Here is a 19,105-nt window from a genome sequence, read left to right on the forward strand (position 1 = left end):
TCCTCCAACTCACGATCGAAACGAGAGAAATCCCCATCAACCATGGCACAAGCGAACCAAATAGGTCGATTCGAGAAGCCCTCTCCGACTGTTCGAAAGGCCACAGGCAACGCCTGCCCGAACAGCCTCAGACAACGCAGAAGCCCCGACCGGGTACCCGGTCGGGGCTTCCACACACCTGATCGCTCAAGCGCGGCATCACGCGGCGACGACGTCGACCGCCTCCGCAGGTGCCTTGATCGTGACCCGTTCCGGTGGCACACCGGCCACGGAGACGGAATTGAGCATCGGACGAACCGGCGCACGCACCGGTTCCGTGACTGCTGCAGACTCAGCCAGCTCGGCGAGCGACAGTTCGTCGCTCACTTCACGCATGAGCTCGGACATCCGTACGTCAAGCGCGTCGCAGATCGCGGAAAGCAGCTCGGAGGAAGCCTCCTTCTGCCCCCGCTCCACCTCGGAGAGATAGCCGAGCGAGACTCGGGCGGACGAGGAGACTTCGCGCAGAGTACGGCCCTGGCGCTGGCGCTGCCGACGCAGCACGTCACCCAGCAGGCGACGGAGCAGAATCATCGGTGGCTCCCTCCTCGGACCGCGTAGCCGCATCCTTCACGCCCCACCGTACCGCCTCGCGCGGCGGCCGTGCGGGGAGCGATGTCGTGTTCACTCAGGGCTGCAAACATCAATTCCCCCCGTTCTGTTCCGTATCCTGTGCCCGCCCATTCTCGGCACGTTCTCCGGAGAGCTGCTTGAGAAGCAACGTGAGCACGCTCCGTACACTCTCCATACGGATTTCCGAACGGTCACCGTTCAACCGCAGGGCGGCCACTTTCCCGTCCGGTCCGCCATCGGCGTAACCGCGCATGCTTTCGAGATCCGCTTCCGCGGGCCCCGCTTCCGGCCCCGCGACCGCCACGTACACGGTCCCGACGGCCTGGCCGTCCTGCGGATCGGGCCCGGCGACCCCGGTGGTCGCGATGCCCCAGTCCGCGCCGAGCGCCTTGCGCACACCGGCCGCCATCTGCCGCGCGACCTCGGGATCCACGGCCCCGCGCTCGTCCAGGAGAGTGCCGTCCACCCCGAGAACATCCCGCTTCAGATCCGTGGCGTACGCCGTCACGGACCCGCGGAAGACCTTCGAGGCCCCGGGCGCCGACGTGATCTCGGCGGCCACCAGACCGCCGGTCAGCGACTCCGCGACCGCGAGCGTCTCACCGCGCGCGGCGAGCAGCCGCAGCAGTCTGCTCGCGGACACGGCGGCGGACGAGACTCCGGCGGACGTCACTTGGCGGCCTCCCGGGCGGACTCCCCGGCCGCCTCACGTTCTTCGGCCATGCCCTGCCTGCGCAGCACCACGGCCTGCTTCACATAGTCGAGACCGGTCACCACCGTCAGCACGACGGCGACCGCCATCACCCAGAACCGCAGCGTCGCGAGCGGCCCCGTCAGTGCGAGAACGTACATCCCGACGGCCGTGCCCTGCGCGAGCGTCTTCATCTTGCCGCCGCGACTGGCCGGAATGACGCCATAGCGGATCACCCAGAACCGCAGCAGCGTGATCCCGAGCTCACGGCCCAGGATCACTCCGGTCACCCACCAGGGCAGGTCGCCGAGCCAGGACAGACAGATCAGCGCGGACCCCATGATCGCCTTGTCGGCGATGGGGTCGGCGATCTTCCCGAAGTCCGTGACCAGGTTGTACGTGCGCGCCAGGTGCCCGTCGAAGAGGTCGGTGATCATGGCGACGGCGAAGGCGGCCCAGGCGAAGGAGCGCCACGCCGGGTCGTACCCGCCGTTGCCGAGGAGCAGCATCACGAAGCCCGGCACGAGGAGCAGCCGGACCATCGTCAGCAGATTCGCGACGTTCCACAGGCTGGCCTGATTGACGGCCGCGGCACCCAGCTTTCCGCCGCGCACCGGCTTCACGCCGTGCGCGCCGGAGCCGCCCGGCGCGGATGCCGGGACGCCTGTCATCTGCCGGCCTCCGCGAGACACTCAGCCACCAAGTCCACGCCCTCCGTGCCGACGACCTTTGCCACGACCATACGGCCGACCTGCAGGCCGTCCCCACCCGTGGCGCCCGTCAAGCGGATCTGGCCGTCCGTCTCGGGAGCCTGGTGCGCGGCTCTGCCGAGCGGGCCCTCCTCCTCGTCGAGGGACTCCACGAGGACCTCGACGGTCTCGCCGAGCCGCTCCTCCGCGCGCTGCGAGGTGAGCTCCTCGGCCAGGCGCGCGATGTGCGCGAGCCGCTCGTCGACGACGTCCTGGTCCAGCTTCGCGTCGTACGTCGCCGCTTCGGTGCCCTCCTCGTCGGAGTACCCGAACACGCCGATGGCGTCCAGCCGGGCGCCCGTCAGGAACCGCTCGAGCTCCGCGAGGTCCGCCTCGCTCTCGCCGGGGAAGCCCACGATGAAGTTGGACCGGACACCGGCCTGCGGCGCCTTGGAGCGGATGGTCTCGAGCAGTTCGAGGAAGCGGTCGGTGTCCCCGAAGCGCCGCATGGCGCGCAGCACGCCGGGCGCGGAGTGCTGGAAGGACAGGTCGAAGTAGGGGGCGACCTTCTCCGTCGACGTGAGGACGTCGATGAGTCCGGGCCGCATCTCGGCGGGCTGCAGATAGCTGACGCGGATCCGCTCGATCCCGTCGACGGCGGCCAGCTCGGGCAGCAGCGTCTCCAGGAGGCGGATGTCGCCGAGGTCCTTGCCGTACGAGGTGTTGTTCTCGGAGACGAGCATGACCTCCTTGACGCCCTGCTCGGCGAGCCAGCGGGTCTCGCCGAGGACGTCGGAGGGGCGCCGCGAGATGAAGGAGCCGCGGAAGGAGGGGATGGCGCAGAACGAGCAGCGCCGGTCGCAGCCGGAGGCCAGCTTCACGGAGGCGACGGGGTTGGTGCCCAGACGCCTGCGCAGCGGGGCGCGCGGCCCGGAAGCGGGCGCGACGCCCTCGGGCAGGTCCTGCGGGATCACGGCGGCCTCGACGGGCGCGTGGCCCGGAAGCGCGACGTCCGCCTGGGCCTCCTGCCGCTCCGCCGGGCTGATCGGCAGCAGCTTGCGGCGGTCGCGCGGGGTGTGGGCCTCGACGCTGCCACCGCTGAGGATGGTGTTCAGACGGTTGGAGATGTCCGAGTAGTCGTCGAACCCGAGCACGCCGTCGGCCTCGGGCAGGGCGTCGGCGAGCTCCTTGCCGTACCGCTCGGCCATGCAGCCGACCGCGACGACGGCCTGGGTCCTGCCGTGACCCTTCAGGTCATTGGCTTCGAGGAGGGCGTCGACGGAGTCCTTCTTGGCGGCTTCGACGAAGCCACAGGTGTTGACGACGGCGACGTCCGCGTTCTCGGCGTCCTCGACGAGCTGCCAGCCGTCCGCCTCCAAGCGGCCTGCGAGCTCCTCCGAGTCCACCTCGTTACGGGCGCAGCCAAGAGTGACAAGGGCGACGGTGCGGCGTTCGGGCATGGTCTCAAGACTACTTCGTCCCCGCCTCGGCCCCCGCCGCCAGGGTTGCCCGGCGGTCGGGTCCCGGCCGCCCGCCCGTCACCGGGCCGTCATCACCGCGCGTACTCCGCCGCTGGTCGTCGCCCTGCGGGGCACCGATCAGCCGACCTCGGGGTCGCCCTTCGTGTACGTGAGGCGCTCGACCTGGCCGGGCTCGAATTCGTTCTCGACGTGCTTGCCGTTCACGTACAGCTCGATCGCGCCCGCGTCGCCGAGGACGAGGTCGATCTTCTGCTTGTCCTGGAACGTCTTGGCCTGGCCCTCTTCCAGGACGCCGTCGAAGAGGGTGCGGCCGTTGTGGTCCTTGGCCGAGATCCAGCTGCGACCGTCCGCCGCGTCGACCTTCACGGTGACCTTGTCGCGCGGGACACCGGCGATGGCGCTGTCCGACGGGTCGGGCTTGGGGTCGGCGGGCTTGTTGGGCTTCGGCTTCTCGGCGGGCTTGGTGCTCGCGGGCGTGGAGCCCTCGGCGACCGGCTTCGAGCTGTCGCCGTCGTCCCCGCCGCTGAACGCGGTGAAGCCGACGAAGCCGATCACCGCGACGATCGCGGCGACCATGGCCGCGGTCCAGTTCGGCCTGCGCGGCTCGGAGCGGATGCGCTCGGCCTCGAAGAGGGGCGCCGCCGGAGTGGGCTGGGGCGGGCGGCCGCCGTGCCCCTCGTCGTACTGGGCGATCAGCGGGGCCGGATCGAGCCCGACGGCGCGCGCCAGCGTCCTGATGTGGCCGCGGGCGTACACGTCGCCGCCGCACCGCGAGAAGTCGTCCTGTTCGATCGCGTGCACGATGGGGATGCGCACCCGGGTGGACGTGCTGACTTCGTCGACGGTCAGGCCGGCGTCGATGCGGGCCTGCTGCAGGACACGGCCGATCGAGGGCCGGTCGTCGGCCTGGCGGTCGCCTGCCGGGCTGTCGTCTGCGAGGCGGTCGAGGCGGTCGTCTGAAGGTCGGTCGTCTTCAGGGGAGTTGCCGATGGACACGGGGGCGCCTTTCGAGCGTGTAGCCACCTGCCGGACGTTCAGTTTAGGGGGGTCTTGAAAGGGCGGGGCAACCGGGCGGACGGACTTTGTACGCCATCAGAATGGCCGGACATCCTGATGGTGGGACATCGCGCTGTTCTTCCCCTCAACTTGACGTACGCCGAAGGGAAACGGTTGCCTGCCGATCCCTTACGGGTGAGCCTCCTCCGCCCTTATGGGTGAGCCTCCCCGCGGATCACGGCAAGCACTCCGTCCAGCTCGTCGGGTTTCACAAGAACGTCACGAGCCTTCGATCCCTCGCTCGGGCCCACGATGGAGCGCGACTCCATCAGGTCCATCAGCCGCCCGGCCTTGGCGAAGCCGACGCGCAGCTTGCGCTGGAGCATGGACGTCGACCCGAACTGGGTGGAAACCACCAGCTCAGCGGCCTGGCAGAGCAGATCGAGGTCGTCGCCGATGTCCTCGTCGATCTCCTTCTTCTGCTTGGTGCCGACGGTGACGTCGTCCCTGAAGACGGGCGCCATCTGGTCCTTGCAGTGCTGGACGACCGCGTGGATCTCGTCCTCGGTGACGAAGGCGCCCTGCATACGAGTGGGCTTGTTCGCACCCATCGGCAGGAACAGACCGTCACCCTTTCCGATGAGCTTCTCCGCGCCCGGCTGGTCGAGGATGACGCGGCTGTCGGCGAGCGAGGAGGTCGCGAACGCGAGCCGGGACGGCACGTTCGCCTTGATCAGACCGGTCACGACGTCCACCGAGGGGCGCTGCGTGGCGAGCACCAGGTGGATGCCGGCCGCGCGCGCGAGCTGCGTGATGCGCACGATCGAGTCCTCGACGTCGCGCGGCGCGACCATCATCAGGTCGGCGAGCTCGTCGACGATCACCAGCAGATACGGATAGGGCTGCAGCTCCCGCTCGCTGCCCTCGGGCGTCTTGAGCTTGCCCTCGCGCACGGCCTGGTTGAAGTCGTCGATGTGCCGGTAGCCGAAGGCCGCGAGGTCGTCGTAGCGCAGGTCCATCTCGCGTACGACCCACTGGAGGGCCTCGGCGGCCTTCTTGGGGTTGGTGATGATCGGCGTGATCAGGTGCGGGATGCCCTCGTACGCGGTGAGCTCGACGCGCTTGGGGTCGACGAGGACCATCCGGACGTCCTCGGGCGTCGCTCTTATCATGATCGAAGTGATCAGGCAGTTGATGCAGGAGGACTTGCCGGAGCCGGTGGCACCGGCCACCAGGATGTGCGGCATCTTCGCCATGTTGGCCATGACGTAGCCGCCCTCGACGTCCTTTCCGAGCGCGACCAGCATGGGGTGGTCGTCCTCGGCCGCGTCCGCCAGGCGCAGCACGTCGCCGACGTTGACCATCTCGCGGTCGGTGTTCGGGATCTCGATGCCGACCGCGGACTTGCCGGGGATCGGCGAGATGATCCGGACGTCCGGCGACGCGACCGCGTACGCGATGTTCTTGGCGAGGGCCGTGATCTTCTCGACCTTCACGGCGGGGCCGAGCTCGATCTCGTAGCGCGTGACGGTCGGGCCGCGCGTGAAGCCGGTGACGACGGCGTCGACCTTGAACTCCGTGAAGACGTTCGACAGCGAGTCCACGACCGCGTCGTTGGCGGCGCTGCGGGACTTGCCGGGGCCGCCGCGCTCCAGGAGGTCGAGCGAGGGCAGCGAGTACGTGATGTCCCCGGCGAGCTGCAGCTGCTCGGCGCGCGGCGGCAGATCGCGGGGCGCCTCCGGCGCGGCCTTGGTGAGGTCCGGCACGAGGCTGTCGGCGGGTTCCTGCGGCTTCTTCTTGAGCTTGCCGGGCACCGGCGCGTCCGTGGCGCGCGCGGTCGGCACAGCGGCCGCACGCTCCGCCTCCTCGCGCCGTTCGCGCTCCTCCCGCTCCCCCGCGACGCCCTGTGTCAGATCGGCGACCAGCGGCGAGGGCGGCATGCCGTGCAGCACGGCGCCGTCCAGATCGGCGGCCGCGGCGGCCGCCACGTCCACGGCGTCCAGGGGGCGCCCCATGTCGGGCTGTACGGAGGCCCTGCGCGGCCTGCGCCGCTTGGAGAGCGCCTCCTCCTCCGCCTGGTCGGGGGCGTACTCGCCGGGGGCGGCCGTGCGCCGGCGCGAGGAGCGCGCGGGCAGCGCCTCGCGCCACTGGTCCTCGTAGCGCTCGTCGTCGTCCGTGAACTCGTCGGCCTCGGGCTCCGCCTGGATCACGCCGAGCTTCACGCCGAGCAGCCGCAGCCGCTGCGGGATGGCGTTGACGGGCGTCGCCGTGACGACGAGCAGCCCGAAGACGGTCAGGAGCACCAGGAGCGGCACCGCGAGGATCTCGCCCATGGTGAAGATCAGAGGTGTGGAGGCGCCCCAGCCGATCAGGCCTCCGGCGTCCCTTATCGCCTGCATGCCGTCGCTGCGTGCCGGCGATCCGCAGGCCACGTGGACCTGCCCGAGGATGCCGATGACCAGGGCGGACAAGCCGATCACGATGCGGCCGTTCGCCTCAGGCTTCTCCGGGTGGCGGATCAGGCGTACGGCGATGGCGCCGAGCAGCAGCGGAACCAGCAGGTCGAGCCGGCCGAACGCGCCGGTCACCAGGACCTCGACGAGGTCACCGACCGGCCCGCGCAGATTCGACCAGGTGCCCGCGGCGACGATCAGCGCGATGCCGAGCAGCAGGAGCGCGAGGCCGTCCTTGCGGTGCGCCGGGTCGAGTCCCTTCGCGCCGCGCCCTATGCCGCGGAACATCGCGCCGACCGTGTGCGCGATGCCGAGCCAGACGGCGCGCACGAGGCGGTACACGCCCCCCGTGGGACTGGGCGCCGACTTGGGCGCGGGCTTCTTCGCCGCGCCCTTCTTGGCCGGTGCCTTCTTCGGGGGCGCCTTTTTCGCCGCGGCTTTCTTCGCGGGCGGTTTGGCAGCGGCCTTCTTCGCCGGAGCCTTGGTCGGCGCGGCCGCCTTCTTCGCGGGCGTCTTCTTGGCTGCGGACTGACGTGAGGCCATGGGTGTGAGGTTACCGTTGCGGGCCACCGCGGACACGTGTGCCCACTGCTTCACCCGTTTGTGTCGCCCTTGTGGGGACAGCGAACTGACGGGAAATCACCGTGCCCGAGAGCCGTGGCGGCCCCTCAGTGATGCCTGGTGCCGCGTCAGTTCTGCGAGGGGACCGAGGGAGCGCCGCTTCCCGTACCCGGTTCCAGGGCGTCAAGAGCCCGCCGAAGACCGGTGAGTTTGCGTTCGAGATGGGCTGCGGTGGCGACCGCGGCGGCATCCGCGGAGTCGTCGTCCAGCTGCTTGGAGAGCGCCTCGGCCTGCTCCTCGACGGCCGCGAGCCGCGCCGAGAGCTCGGCGAGCAGCCCCGCGGGCTCCTTCGCGTCGCCCGCCGCCGCCTTGCCGCCGCCTTCGAGCTGGAGGCGCAGCAGAGCTGCCTGCTCCCGCAGTTGGCAGTTCTTCATGTACAGCTCGACGAACACCGAGACCTTCGCGCGCAGCACCCACGGGTCGAACGGCTTGGAGATGTAGTCCACCGCGCCCGCGGCATAGCCGCGGAAGGTGTGATGCGGCCCGTGGTTGATGGCGGTGAGGAAGATGATCGGGATGTCCCGGGTCCGCTCCCGCCGCTTGATGTGCGCCGCGGTTTCGAAACCGTCCATTCCAGGCATCTGGACGTCCAGCAGAATGACCGCGAAGTCGTCCGTGAGTAGTGCTTTGAGCGCTTCCTCCCCGGACGATGCCCGCACCAGTGTCTGATCGAGCGCAGAGAGGATGGCCTCCAGCGCCAGCAGATTCTCCGGCCGGTCATCGACCAGGAGGATCTTGGCCTTCTGCACCATGGCCCGCCCTCCTCGCCCCGGCGGTACACCGGGCGCCGCCCCAGAGGACGACTCCCTTGCGCCGCCCGTCCTTGTGCCGGTCATGGTAGCCGCACCCCGCCTGTCGCCACACCCTGTCACCGCGATGTCACTGTGCACGTAGCAGAAACGCGGTGGGAGACCAGAAGGTTCCCCGAATACCGCGGTTCTACACGGCCTCGGCCACACTCTGTCAGCAACTCCGTGTGACGAAGCCGGTTCTCGGTCACTGGCCGCGCATCCACTGCTCCATCACCGACAACAGGTGATCCGGGTCGACCGGCTTCGTGACGTAGTCGGAAGCTCCGGAGTCGATCGCCTTCTCCCGGTCGCCCTTCATCGCCTTCGCGGTGAGCGCGATGATCGGGAGCCCGGCGAACTGCGGCATCCTGCGGATCGCCGTCGTCGTCGCGTACCCGTCCATCTCCGGCATCATGATGTCCATCAGAACGACCGTCACGTCGTCGTGCTGCTCCAGGACTTCGATGCCCTCGCGGCCGTTCTCCGCGTACAGCACCGACAGACCGTGCTGCTCCAGAACGCTGGTGAGCGCGAAGACGTTGCGGATGTCGTCGTCGACGATCAGGACCTTCTCGCCGCCGAAGTGGAAACCGGGCCGCGCGACCGGCGCCTCCTGCGCCGCGGCCGGCCACTGCTCCTGCGGGCGCTGCTCCTGGGGCCCGGCCGCCGTCTGACCCGGCAGCGCGGTCGGCTGCTCCGCGGCGGCGGCCACCGCGCGACGGCGGCGCCGGAAGAGCGCGGCAGGACCCGTCGGCGCCTCGTGGCGCACCGGGGCACCCTCGTCCTGCGCCGGGGCCTCCGCCGGAGCGCCCTCCTCCAGGGCGGGCAGTTCCGGCGCCGCGGGCGCGGGGGCGAGCTGCGCGTAGCCCTGGGGCGGCAGTTCGCTCGGGTGCAGCGGCAAATAGAGCGTGAAGGTCGAGCCGCGGCCCGGTTCGCTCTGCGCGTGGATCTCGCCGCCCAGCAGCCGCGCGATCTCCCGGCTGATGGAGAGGCCGAGGCCGGTGCCGCCGTACTTCCTGCTGGTCGTGCCGTCGGCCTGCTTGAACGCCTCGAAGATGACGCGCATCTTGCTGGCCGCGATGCCGATGCCGGTGTCCGTCACCGAGAAGGCGATCAGGTCGGCGTCCGCGTCACGCAGCGAGCCCGCCTCCAGGAGCTGCTCGCGGATGGCGTTGGGCACGTCGTTGTTGGCGTGCCGGATCACCAGCTCGACCGCTCCGGAGTCGGTGAACTTCACCGCGTTGGACAGCAGGTTGCGCAGCACCTGCAGCAGCCGCTGTTCGTCCGTGTGCAGCGTCGCGGGCAGCTCCGGAGACACGCGTACGGAGAAGTCGAGTCCCTTCTCCGCGGTCAGCGGGCGGAAAGTGGCCTCTACGTAGTCGACGAGTTGGACCAGGGCGATGCGCGTCGGGGAGACGTCCATCTTGCCCGCCTCGACCTTCGACAGGTCGAGGATGTCGTTGATGAGCTGCAGCAGGTCCGAGCCCGCGCCGTGGATCGTCTCGGCGAACTCGACCTGCTTGGGGGTGAGGTTCGCGTCGGCGTTGTCGGCGAGCAACTTGGCCAGGATGAGCAGGGAGTTGAGCGGTGTACGCAGCTCGTGCGACATGTTCGCGAGGAACTCGGACTTGTAGCGCATCGAGACCGCGAGCTGCTCGGCGCGCTCCTCCAGGACCTGCCTGGCCTCTTCGATCTCGGTGTTCTTGACCTCGATGTCGCGGTTCTGCTGGGCGAGCAGCTCGGCCTTCTCCTCCAGCTCCGCGTTCGAGTCCTGCAGCGCCTTCTGCCGGTTCTCCAACTCGGCCGAACGCTCCCGCAGTTGCTCGGTCAGCTCCTGCGACTGCTTCAGCAGCACCTCGGTCTTGGTGTTGACGCTGATCGTGTTGACGCTCGTCGCGATCATCTCGGCGATCTGGCTGAGGAAGTCCTTCTGGATCTGCGTGAAGGGCTGGAAGGCGGCCAGCTCGATCACGCCGAGCACGGTCCCTTCGAAGAGCACCGGCAACACGATCACCTGCGCGGGCGGCGCCTCACCGAGGCCGGAGGCGATCCGCAGATAGCCGGAGGGCGCGTTCTCCACGAGGATCGTGCGCCGCTCCTTGGCGGCCGTCCCGATGAGGGTCTCGCCGGGCCGGAAGGACGTCGGCATGGATCCCATGGAGTAGCCGTAGCTGCCGAGCATCCGCAGTTCGTACGCGTCCTCGTGGTCGCCCCCGAGGTCCTGGCCGTCGTCCGTGGGCATCGCGAGGAAGAACGCGCCGTGCTGCGCGGAGACCACCGGCGTCAGCTCGCTCATGATCAGCGAGGCCACGTCCTCCAGGTCGCGGCGGCCCTGCATCAGACCGGAGATCCGCGCGAGGTTGCCCTTGAGCCAGTCCTGTTCCTTGTTGGCGAGGGTGGTGTCGCGCAGGTTCGCGATCATCGTGTTGATGTTGTCCTGCAGGACCTGGATCTCGCCCGCCGCGTCGACCTCGATCTTGAGGTTGAGGTCGCCGCGGGTCACCGCGGTGGCTACCTTCGCGATGGCGCGCACCTGCCGGGTGAGGTTCCCGGCCATCTCGTTCACGGACTCCGTGAGGTCGCGCCACGTGCCGTCGACGTCACGCACGCGTGCCTGGCCGCCCAGCTGCCCCTCGGTGCCCACCTCGCGGGCGACCCGGGTGACCTGCTCGGCGAAGGACGACAGCTGGTCCACCATCGTGTTGATCGTGGTCTTGAGCTCCAGGATCTCGCCCCGGGCGTCGATGTCGATCTTCTTGGTCAGATCACCCTTGGCGATCGCGGTGGTGACCATCGCGATGTTGCGGACCTGTCCGGTCAGGTTGGACGCCATCGAGTTCACGGACTCGGTGAGGTCCTTCCACGTACCCGAGACGCCCGGCACGCGCGCCTGGCCGCCCAGGATGCCGTCGGTGCCCACCTCGCGGGCCACACGCGTGACCTCGTCGGCGAACGAACTCAGCGTCGTCACCATGGTGTTGACCGTGTCGGCGAGCTGCGCGACCTCGCCGCGCGCCTCGACCGTGACCTTCTTGGTGAGGTCGCCGTTGGCGACCGCGGCCGAGACCTGGGAGATGTTCCGCACCTGGCTGGTCAGGTTGTTGGCCATCAGGTTGACGTTGTCGCTCAGGTCTTTCCAGATGCCGGTGACGCCCGGCACCCGTGCCTGACCGCCCAACTGGCCCTCCGTACCCACCTCGCGGGCCACACGCGTGACCTGCTCGGCGAACGACGACAGCTGGTCGACCATCGTGTTGACGGTCGTGACGAGTTCGAGGATCTCGCCCTTCGCGTCGACGGTGATCTTCTTGGAGAGGTCGCCCATGGCGACGGCCGTGGTGACCTCGGCGATGTTCCGCACCTGCAGGGTGAGGTTGTTCGCCATGCCGTTCACGGACTGCGTGAGGTCCTTCCAGGTGCCCGAGACGCCCTGGACCTCGGCCTGGCCGCCGAGGATGCCGTCCGTACCCACCTCGCGGGCGACCCGCGTGACCTGCTCGGCGAAGGCGGACAGCTGGTCCACCATCGTGTTCAGGGTGTTCTTCAGCTCCAGGATCTCGCCGCGCGCGTCCACGTCGATCTTCTGGGACAGGTCACCGCGGGCCACCGCCGTCGCGACCTGCGCGATGTTGCGGACCTGCGCCGTGAGGTTGCCGGCCATGCCGTTCACGGAGTCCGTCAGGTCGCGCCACACGCCGGCCACGCCGGGCACCTGCGCCTGACCGCCCAGGCGCCCCTCGGTGCCCACCTCGCGGGCCACCCGGGTCACCTGGTCGGCGAAGGCGGAGAGCTGGTCGACCATCGTGTTGATGGTGTTCTTCAGCTCCAGGATCTCGCCGCGCGCGTCGACCTCGATCTTCTGGGAGAGATCGCCGCGGGCCACGGCCGTCGTCACCTGGGCGATCTGCCGCACCTGTGACGTCAGGTTCCCCGCCATGAAGTTGACGGAGTCGGTCAGGTCCTTCCACGTACCGCTCACGCCGTCCACGCGGGCCTGACCGCCCAGGCGCCCCTCCGTGCCCACGTCGCGCGCCATCCGCGTGACCTGGTCGGCGAAGGACGACAGCTGGTCCACCATCGTGTTCACGGTGTTCTTCAGCTGGAGCATCTCGCCGGAGACGTCGACGGTGACCTTCTGCGACAGGTCGCCGTTCGCCACCGCCGTCGTCACCTGCGCGATGTTGCGGACCTGCCCGGTCAGGTTGCGGAAGGCGGTGTTGACGGAGTCCGTCAGGTCCTTCCACGTACCGGCCGCGCCCTGCACCTGCGCCTGGCCGCCGAGCTCACCCTCGACACCGATCTCCCGCGCCACACGCGTCACTTCGGAACCGAAGGCCGAGAGCTGGTCGACCATCGTGTTCACGGTGTTCTTCAGCTCGAGCATCTCGCCCGCGACGTCCACGGTGACCTTCTGCGACAGATCACCGCTCGCCACCGCCGTCGTCACCGTCGCGATGTCCCGCACCTGCGTGGTGAGGTTGCGGAAGACCGTGTTGACCGAGTCGGTCAGGTCCTTCCAAGTGCCCGCCGCGCCCGGCACGTTGGCCTGACCGCCCAGCTGCCCCTCGGCACCGACCTCGTTGGCCACGCGCGTGACCTCGTCCGCGAACGTACGCAGCGTCTCGGTCATCTGGTTGATGGTTTCGGCAAGCTGCGCGACCTCGCCGCGCGCCGAGACCGTCACCTTCTGCGACAGGTCACCGTTCGCGACCGCGGTCGTGACCTGGGCGATCCCGCGCACCTGCGCGGTCAGGTTGCCGGCCATGAGGTTCACCGAGTCGGTGAGGTCCTTCCACACGCCCGCGACGCCGGGCACCTGCGCCTGGCCGCCGAGCTCGCCCTCCGTGCCCACCTCGCGCGCCACACGCGTCACTTCGGAGGAGAACGACGACAGCTGGTCCACCATCGTGTTGACGGTGTTCTTCAACTCCAGCATCTCGCCCGCGACATGGACGGTGACCTTGCGCGACAGATCGCCCTTGGCGACCGCCGTCGTCACCAGCGCGATGTCCCGCACCTGCGCGGTCAGGCGGTACGCCATGGTGTTCACGGAGTCCGTGAGGTCCTTCCACGACCCGGACATCCCGCGCACCCTGGCCTGGCCGCCGAGCTTGCCCTCGGTGCCGACCTCGCTGGCCACGCGCGTGACCTCGTCGGTGAAGGTGGAGAGCTGGTCGACGAGGTTGTTGACCGTCCGCCCGACCTTGAGGAACTCCCCGCGCAGCGGATGACCGTTTCCGTCGACGGCCTGCGCCCGCAGCTCCATGCGCTGCTCCAGGTCGCCCTCCGCCACCGCGGACAGGACCCGGCCGACCTCGCTGACGGGACGTACAAGATCATCGACGAGCGCGTTCGACGCGTCGATCGCGGCCGCCCACGAGCCCTCGCTCGCTCCGCTCTCCAGCCGTTCCGTGAGTTTTCCCTCACGTCCGACCATGCGTCGCACCCGTGACAGCTCTCCTGTCAGGTGCAGATTGCGGTCGGCGACCTCGTTGAAGACCGCGGCGATCTCCGACATGACGTCGTCGCCGGAGACCGTGAGCCTCTTTCGGAAATTCCCGTCCCGCATCGCCACCAGGGCCGCGAGCAGCCGGTTCAAGGCCGCCGCGTCCACCGAGGCAGTCGCCCCATTGCGCGGTTTGCGCTGTTTGTTCAGGGACTGTCCGTCTTTCGCGCGCGTCTTAGTGCCCCGCGTCGCTGCGCCAGACTCCACTGTGTCCCTCCCGCAAGGGTCGACCGGTACTGCTCGGGTTGTTCTGGGCTGTCTCCAAGAAGCTTGCCCAGTGTTTCACCATGGCTGAACCAGGCCATAACAGTTCGGCAGCTTCGCACACCGCCCGCACACCCTCCGGGCGGAAACACTGACGACCGGCATCAGCATGGACGGCGAAGGTAAGTAACCTTGCATCCGGCTGTCCAACCACCCCGGTCCTGCCCGGCCAGGGCGTTGGTACACGAATCGAGCGGGCATCGGAGGGGCGGCCGCACCATGGGTTCGGGAGAACTGGGCGTCGATACAGTCGACACTGTCGATACTCGTACGAGGAGTGCTGTGATCACCGCGCGTGCGGCTGCCACCTTCGAACCCGTCGGGCGTTCCGTCGCGACGGCCCGCTCCTTCGTGCGCGACACCCTCCAGGGCTGGGGGTTCACCGACGTCGTCGACGACGCCGTCGTCCTCACCAGCGAGCTGGTCACCAACGCCGTCGTACACGCCGGCACGGCCGCCGACGTCCAGTGCCTGCGCAGCGAGGACGCCGTACGCATCGAGGTCGCCGACCACTATCCCGAGCGCGAGATCCCGCTCCAGCAGTCCGCCGTCAACATGGGCAGCCCCGACCGCGAGGGCGGCCGCGGCCTCCAGCTCTGCGCGGCGCTCGCCACCCGCTGGGGCGTCGAGTACACCCCCACGCACAAGCAGGTCTGGTTCCAACTCGACCTCCCCGACCGCCCCGTGGGCACCCGCACCGCGGGCCCCTCGCTCCCGGCCGACCTCCTCCCGATCGCCGACGGCAGGGTCCGCGTCGCCGTCATCCAGATCGACCGCCTGGGCGCCATCTCCGCCTGGAACGAGGACGCCGAGGAACTCTTCGGGTACGTGGCGGAACAGGTCATCGGCAAGCCCCTGAACGACCTGGCGGCCTGGCCGCACACCCCCGGCACCAGCACCGGCATCGCCGAGGCCCTCCAACTCTCCCGCTGGGAAGGCAGCTACGGCGTCCGCGGCGCCCACGGCCGCGTCATCCCGGTCTACGCCTCGCACCTGCGCGTCCGCGACACCGACGGCGAGCCGTCCACGGTCTGCCTCCTCGTACGCGACGACGAGCGCGCCGTGCTGCAGACCCCGCTGCGCGGCGGGACGCCCGACCAGGCCACGCTCAGCGAGCCGAACGCCACGGACCCCTTCGAGGTCTTCATCGGCTCCCCCGCCCCCGACGACCTCGACGGCCTCCTCCAGCGCACCGTCGAGCGCGCCCGCGACATGCTCGACGGCGACGCCGCCTTCCTGCTCCTGGCCACCGACGACGAGACCGAGCTGGAGGTCCGCGCCTCCACGGGCCTGCCATCGGCCCGCCAGCGCTTCGCCCGCGTCCAGGTCGAGTCGGCCCCCGGGCGCTACGGCTCCGCCCGCATGCCTGCCGTCCACGAGGACCTCACGGTCGTCCCGGGCGCGGTCCCGCTGCTCACCGGCACCGGCATGCGCTCCGTCGTCACGGTCCCGCTGAAGGTCGAGGGCCGCCTCACGGGCTCCCTCGGCGTCGCCGCGGAGGCCGCGGGCCGCTACTCGAACGAAGAGGCCCTGCGCCTGCAGTTCGCCGCCGACCGCATCGCCCTCGCCGTGGAGTCCGCGCGCCTCGGCGAGCTGGAGAGACTCCGCCGCGGCTCGCTCTCCTTCCTCGTCGAGGCCTCCGACCTGCTCGCAGGCACCCTCGACCGCGACCAGACGCTGGCCCTCATGGCCCAGATGACGGTCCCCACGCTCGCCACCTGGTGCGCCGTCTACACCATCGCCGACCAGTCGGCCGAGCCCTACCTCTCGTACGTCCTGCACGAGGACGAGGAGCGCATCGACGGCCTCAAGGCCCTCCTCTCCAAGATCGCCCCGCCCGACCCGGTCCCCACGCCGGGCGCCCGCGTCTGGGCGGCCCCCTCCGAGGCCGCGCACCAGGCGGCCCTGCGCACCTCCATGCGCAGCCTGGGCCTCGGCGAACCCATGAGCCTGGGCTCGGGCATCGGCACAACGCTCTCCACCGCTTCCGCGGTCGGCGGCGAGACCGTGGTCCTCCCCCTGGTCGCCCGCAACCGCGTCATCGGCATGCTCACCCTCGGCAAGCCCTCCGACGAGCACTTCCGCCAAGAGATCCTGGAATTGGCCGAAGATCTCTCCCGCCGAGCGGCCCTCGCCCTCGACAACGCCCGTCTGTACTCGGAGCGCATGGCCATCAGCCAGTCCCTCCAGCGCAGCCTGCTGCCCCCGGAGCTCCCGCAGATCCCGGGCGTCGAGGTCGAGGTCATCTACCGCGCGGCCGGCGAGGGCAACGAGGTCGGCGGCGACTTTTACGACCTCTTCCCCATCCGCGACGGCGCGTACGGCTTCGCGATCGGCGACGTCTGCGGCACGGGCCCGGAGGCGGCAGCCGTCACGGGCCTCGCCCGCCACGCCCTGCGCCTGCTCGCCCGCGAGGGCTTCGGCGGTCCCGCGGTCCTGGAGCGCCTGAACGCGGCGATCCTCGACGAGGGCGCCCGCAGCCGCTTCCTCACCCTCCTGTACGGCGAGCTGTGGCCCCAGGAGGACGGCTCGGCCGTACTGAAGATCGTCTGCGCAGGCCATCCGCTCCCGCTCCGCCTGCGACAGGACGGCACCGTCGAGCCGTACGCGGAACCGCAGCCGCTGCTCGGCGTCATGGACGACCTCGAGCTGTACGAGCAGACGATGACGCTCGACCCCGGCGACGTCCTGCTCTGCGTGACGGACGGCGTCACCGAGCGCCGCGAGGGCACCCGCATGCTCGGCGACGACGGCCTCGCGGACGTCCTCACGACGTGTACGGGCCTGACGGCCGGCGCGGTCGCGGCCCGCATCATGCGCGCGGTGGAGCGCTTCGCCACGGACGCCCCGTCCGACGACATGGCGATCCTCGCGATGCGCGTCCCCGGCCTCCACAAGGACTGAGCGCGCCGGGGCATCCTCCGTGATGCCCCGGTCATCCCCGCCTCCGCCGCCGGAGATTCCCGGCCAAACAAAGAAGGCCCCCGCCCAACTGGGCGGAGGCCTTTCTTACTTGAGCCCCCAAGCGGAATCGAACCGCTGACCTTCTCCTTACCATGGAGACGCTCTACCGACTGAGCTATAGGGGCCTGCTGTGTGCTTCGGGGTTTTCCCCGCGGCAACGGAATAGATCATACCTGAAATCGAAGGCGCCTCGAACCGCCCGTTCCTCTGGACCGCCCGCCGCGCCACTGCGACGCTGCGCGCATGTCCACCCGACGTGGCACACCCCGGCGGTACACCTTGTCGGCGGCGCTCGCCGCCCTGCTCCTGCCGCTCGCGGCCTGCGGATCCGACGACAACGACGCGGACCCGAAGCCCGCCAGGAAGCCCGCGGCGAAGGAGACCCCACGCCCCGGCGACCAGAAGGTCACGATCACCTGGAAGGGCGAGAAGCGCGTCTACACCATCCACGCCCCACCCGGCTACAGCCCGCGCGACCGCCTCCCCCTCGTCGTCGCCATGCACCCCTATCCGGCCGACGGCGCGGCAGCGGCCGCCATCAGCGGCCTCAGCGCCAAGGCGGACAAGGAGAACTTCCTCGTCGCCTACCCCGACGGCCTCAACCGCGGCTACAACGCCCTGATCTGCTGCGGCACCGAGGACGACGTCGGCTTCATCCGTACGATGACGAAGCGGCTGACCGGCACCTGGAACGCCGATCCGAACCGCGTCTACGCCACGGGGATCTCCAACGGCGGCGACATGTCCTACAGGCTCGCCGTCGAACTCCCCGACACCTTCGCGGCCATCGCCCCGGTCAGCGGCGGATATCTCGGCACCGACGCGGAGAAGGCCTCGTACATGCCGAAGACGCCGGTCTCCGTGATCACCTTCATCGGTGGCCTCGACGAGCACTACGCCGGGATGGACGAGGGCATCACGTCCTGGCAGAAGCGCCTGTCCTGCAAGGCGGGCAAGCCCACTTCGCTCAAGAAAAGGATCAAGAAGACGACGGCCAGGTGCCGCGACGGCTCGGACGTGGTCGTCTACCGGCTGCCCGAGATGGGCCATTCCTGGCCGAACGGCGCGGGCGGCGGCATGTCCGACCCGGCGGCCGGCATCAACGCCACTGACCTCCTGTGGGAGTTCTTCGAGTCCCACACCAAGAAGGCGTCCTGACGGCCTAGAAAGCCGGTTGAAGCAGCCCGCCGAGCGCGTTGCACGCCGAGACGACGCGCTGCAGGTCGCGCCGCGACATGGAAGCCCCGGCCGGCAGCGCCAGCGTCTCGTCCGCGGCCCGCTCGGTCTCGGGCAGATGTACGTCCCTGCGGAACCGCGGCATGCGGTGCACGGGGGTCTTCACGGGCACGTGGCAGTCAACTCCCTTGGACCGCAAGGCCCGTGCGAACGCGTCCCGGTCGGGCCGCCCGTTCCCCGGCACTCTCACGACGTACTGCTGGTAGCTGTGCCCCTCGCCGCCGTCGGGCGTGACGACGCCACTGAGCCGTCCGCTGAGATACGCGGCGTGCGCCCGCCGACGCTCCACCCCTTCGTACGGGGCTTCCGACTCGCCCTGCTCCAGCACGAGAAGCCCGTGCCGCTGCCCCAGGTCCCGCATCCGCCGCACATCGGCCTGGCGCCCGAAGCGATGCACGACGACGACGGCGGCCGTACGAGGCGTCACGACGGCGGCGACGGCCTCGGGGTCGAGGCAGTACGTGTCCGCGTCGATGTCGGCGAAGACGGGCACCGCACCGGCGAGGAGCACGTCCTCGGCGACCTCGGCGTTCCCGTAGGCCGGCACGACGACCTCGTCACCGGTACCGACACCCGCGGCGCGCAACATTCCAACTGTCCCCATGTCTGCGGATGTTGGCTGCGCAACGTGAACGGCAAGTGACGCAAAACAAAAAAGAGCTGGTCCCTGAACCGAAGTTCAGGGACCAGCTCTCTTATCAAGATTAGTTCGGCGGCGTCCTACTCTCCCACAGGGTCCCCCCTGCAGTACCATCGGCGCTGTGAGGCTTAGCTTCCGGGTTCGGAATGTAACCGGGCGTT

11 protein-coding genes, 1 tRNA gene and 1 rRNA gene are annotated in these 19,105 nt (G+C 69.6%); 2 read left to right on the forward strand and 11 right to left on the reverse strand.

Annotated features, from left to right (window positions below; genetic code table 11):
• Positions 1-198: 198 nt before the first annotated feature.
• The 8 genes from ACZ4D5_RS37580 to ACZ4D5_RS37615 form a co-directional block, all read right to left on the reverse strand.
• On the reverse strand, positions 199-573 hold the full coding sequence (locus ACZ4D5_RS37580) for a helix-turn-helix domain-containing protein (RefSeq protein WP_055529762.1): 375 nt from the start codon (positions 571-573) through the stop codon (positions 199-201).
• A 109-nt stretch (positions 574-682) separates the two neighbouring features.
• Complete coding sequence (locus ACZ4D5_RS37585; RefSeq protein WP_467776961.1) at positions 683-1,285, reverse strand: CinA family protein; 603 nt, start codon at positions 1,283-1,285, stop codon at positions 683-685.
• Entirely contained in the window at positions 1,282-1,974 is a 693-nt protein-coding gene (gene pgsA, locus ACZ4D5_RS37590; protein WP_467776962.1) for a CDP-diacylglycerol--glycerol-3-phosphate 3-phosphatidyltransferase, read from the reverse strand. Before pgsA ends, ACZ4D5_RS37585 begins: the two co-directional genes overlap by 4 nt.
• Positions 1,971-3,452, reverse strand: coding sequence for a 30S ribosomal protein S12 methylthiotransferase RimO (rimO, locus tag ACZ4D5_RS37595; RefSeq protein WP_467776963.1), 1,482 nt, complete (start codon positions 3,450-3,452; stop codon positions 1,971-1,973). The genes pgsA and rimO overlap by 4 nt, the downstream gene beginning before the upstream one ends.
• A 138-nt stretch (positions 3,453-3,590) precedes the next feature.
• Positions 3,591-4,469 carry a helix-turn-helix domain-containing protein gene (locus tag ACZ4D5_RS37600; protein ID WP_467776964.1) on the reverse strand — a complete coding sequence of 293 codons (879 nt, stop codon included), beginning with the start codon at positions 4,467-4,469 and terminating at the stop codon, positions 3,591-3,593.
• A 212-nt stretch (positions 4,470-4,681) separates the two neighbouring features.
• On the reverse strand, positions 4,682-7,465 hold the full coding sequence (locus ACZ4D5_RS37605; protein ID WP_467776965.1) for a DNA translocase FtsK: 2,784 nt from the start codon (positions 7,463-7,465) through the stop codon (positions 4,682-4,684).
• Between the two features lie 146 nt (positions 7,466-7,611).
• Positions 7,612-8,295 (reverse strand): response regulator, encoded by a 684-nt coding sequence (locus ACZ4D5_RS37610; protein WP_467776966.1) that lies wholly within the window; start codon positions 8,293-8,295, stop codon positions 7,612-7,614.
• Between the two features lie 244 nt (positions 8,296-8,539).
• Positions 8,540-14,047 carry a HAMP domain-containing protein gene (locus ACZ4D5_RS37615; RefSeq protein WP_467776967.1) on the reverse strand — a complete coding sequence of 1,836 codons (5,508 nt, stop codon included), beginning with the start codon at positions 14,045-14,047 and terminating at the stop codon, positions 8,540-8,542.
• A gap of 276 nt (positions 14,048-14,323) precedes the next feature.
• On the opposite strand from ACZ4D5_RS37615, the gene ACZ4D5_RS37620 reads away from it, so the two are divergent.
• Positions 14,324-17,008 (forward strand): SpoIIE family protein phosphatase, encoded by a 2,685-nt coding sequence (locus ACZ4D5_RS37620; RefSeq protein ID WP_467776968.1) that lies wholly within the window; start codon positions 14,324-14,326, stop codon positions 17,006-17,008.
• Between the two features lie 112 nt (positions 17,009-17,120).
• On the opposite strand, the gene ACZ4D5_RS37625 is transcribed toward ACZ4D5_RS37620, so the two are convergent.
• Positions 17,121-17,193 (reverse strand) — tRNA-Thr (locus tag ACZ4D5_RS37625).
• Positions 17,194-17,311: 118 nt separating this feature from the next.
• On the opposite strand from ACZ4D5_RS37625, the gene ACZ4D5_RS37630 reads away from it, so the two are divergent.
• Positions 17,312-18,226, forward strand: coding sequence for a CE1 family esterase (locus ACZ4D5_RS37630; RefSeq protein WP_467776969.1), 915 nt, complete (start codon positions 17,312-17,314; stop codon positions 18,224-18,226).
• Between the two features lie 4 nt (positions 18,227-18,230).
• Here the strand turns inward: ACZ4D5_RS37630 and ACZ4D5_RS37635 are convergent, their stop codons facing one another.
• Together ACZ4D5_RS37635 and rrf are read right to left on the reverse strand one after the other, a co-directional pair.
• Entirely contained in the window at positions 18,231-18,893 is a 663-nt protein-coding gene (locus ACZ4D5_RS37635) for a DegT/DnrJ/EryC1/StrS family aminotransferase (protein ID WP_467776979.1), read from the reverse strand.
• A 118-nt stretch (positions 18,894-19,011) separates the two neighbouring features.
• Positions 19,012-19,105: ribosomal RNA gene (gene rrf, locus ACZ4D5_RS37640) — 5S ribosomal RNA — on the reverse strand; the annotation flags it as partial.

The organism is Streptomyces sp. NPDC025651 (assembly GCF_055558735.1).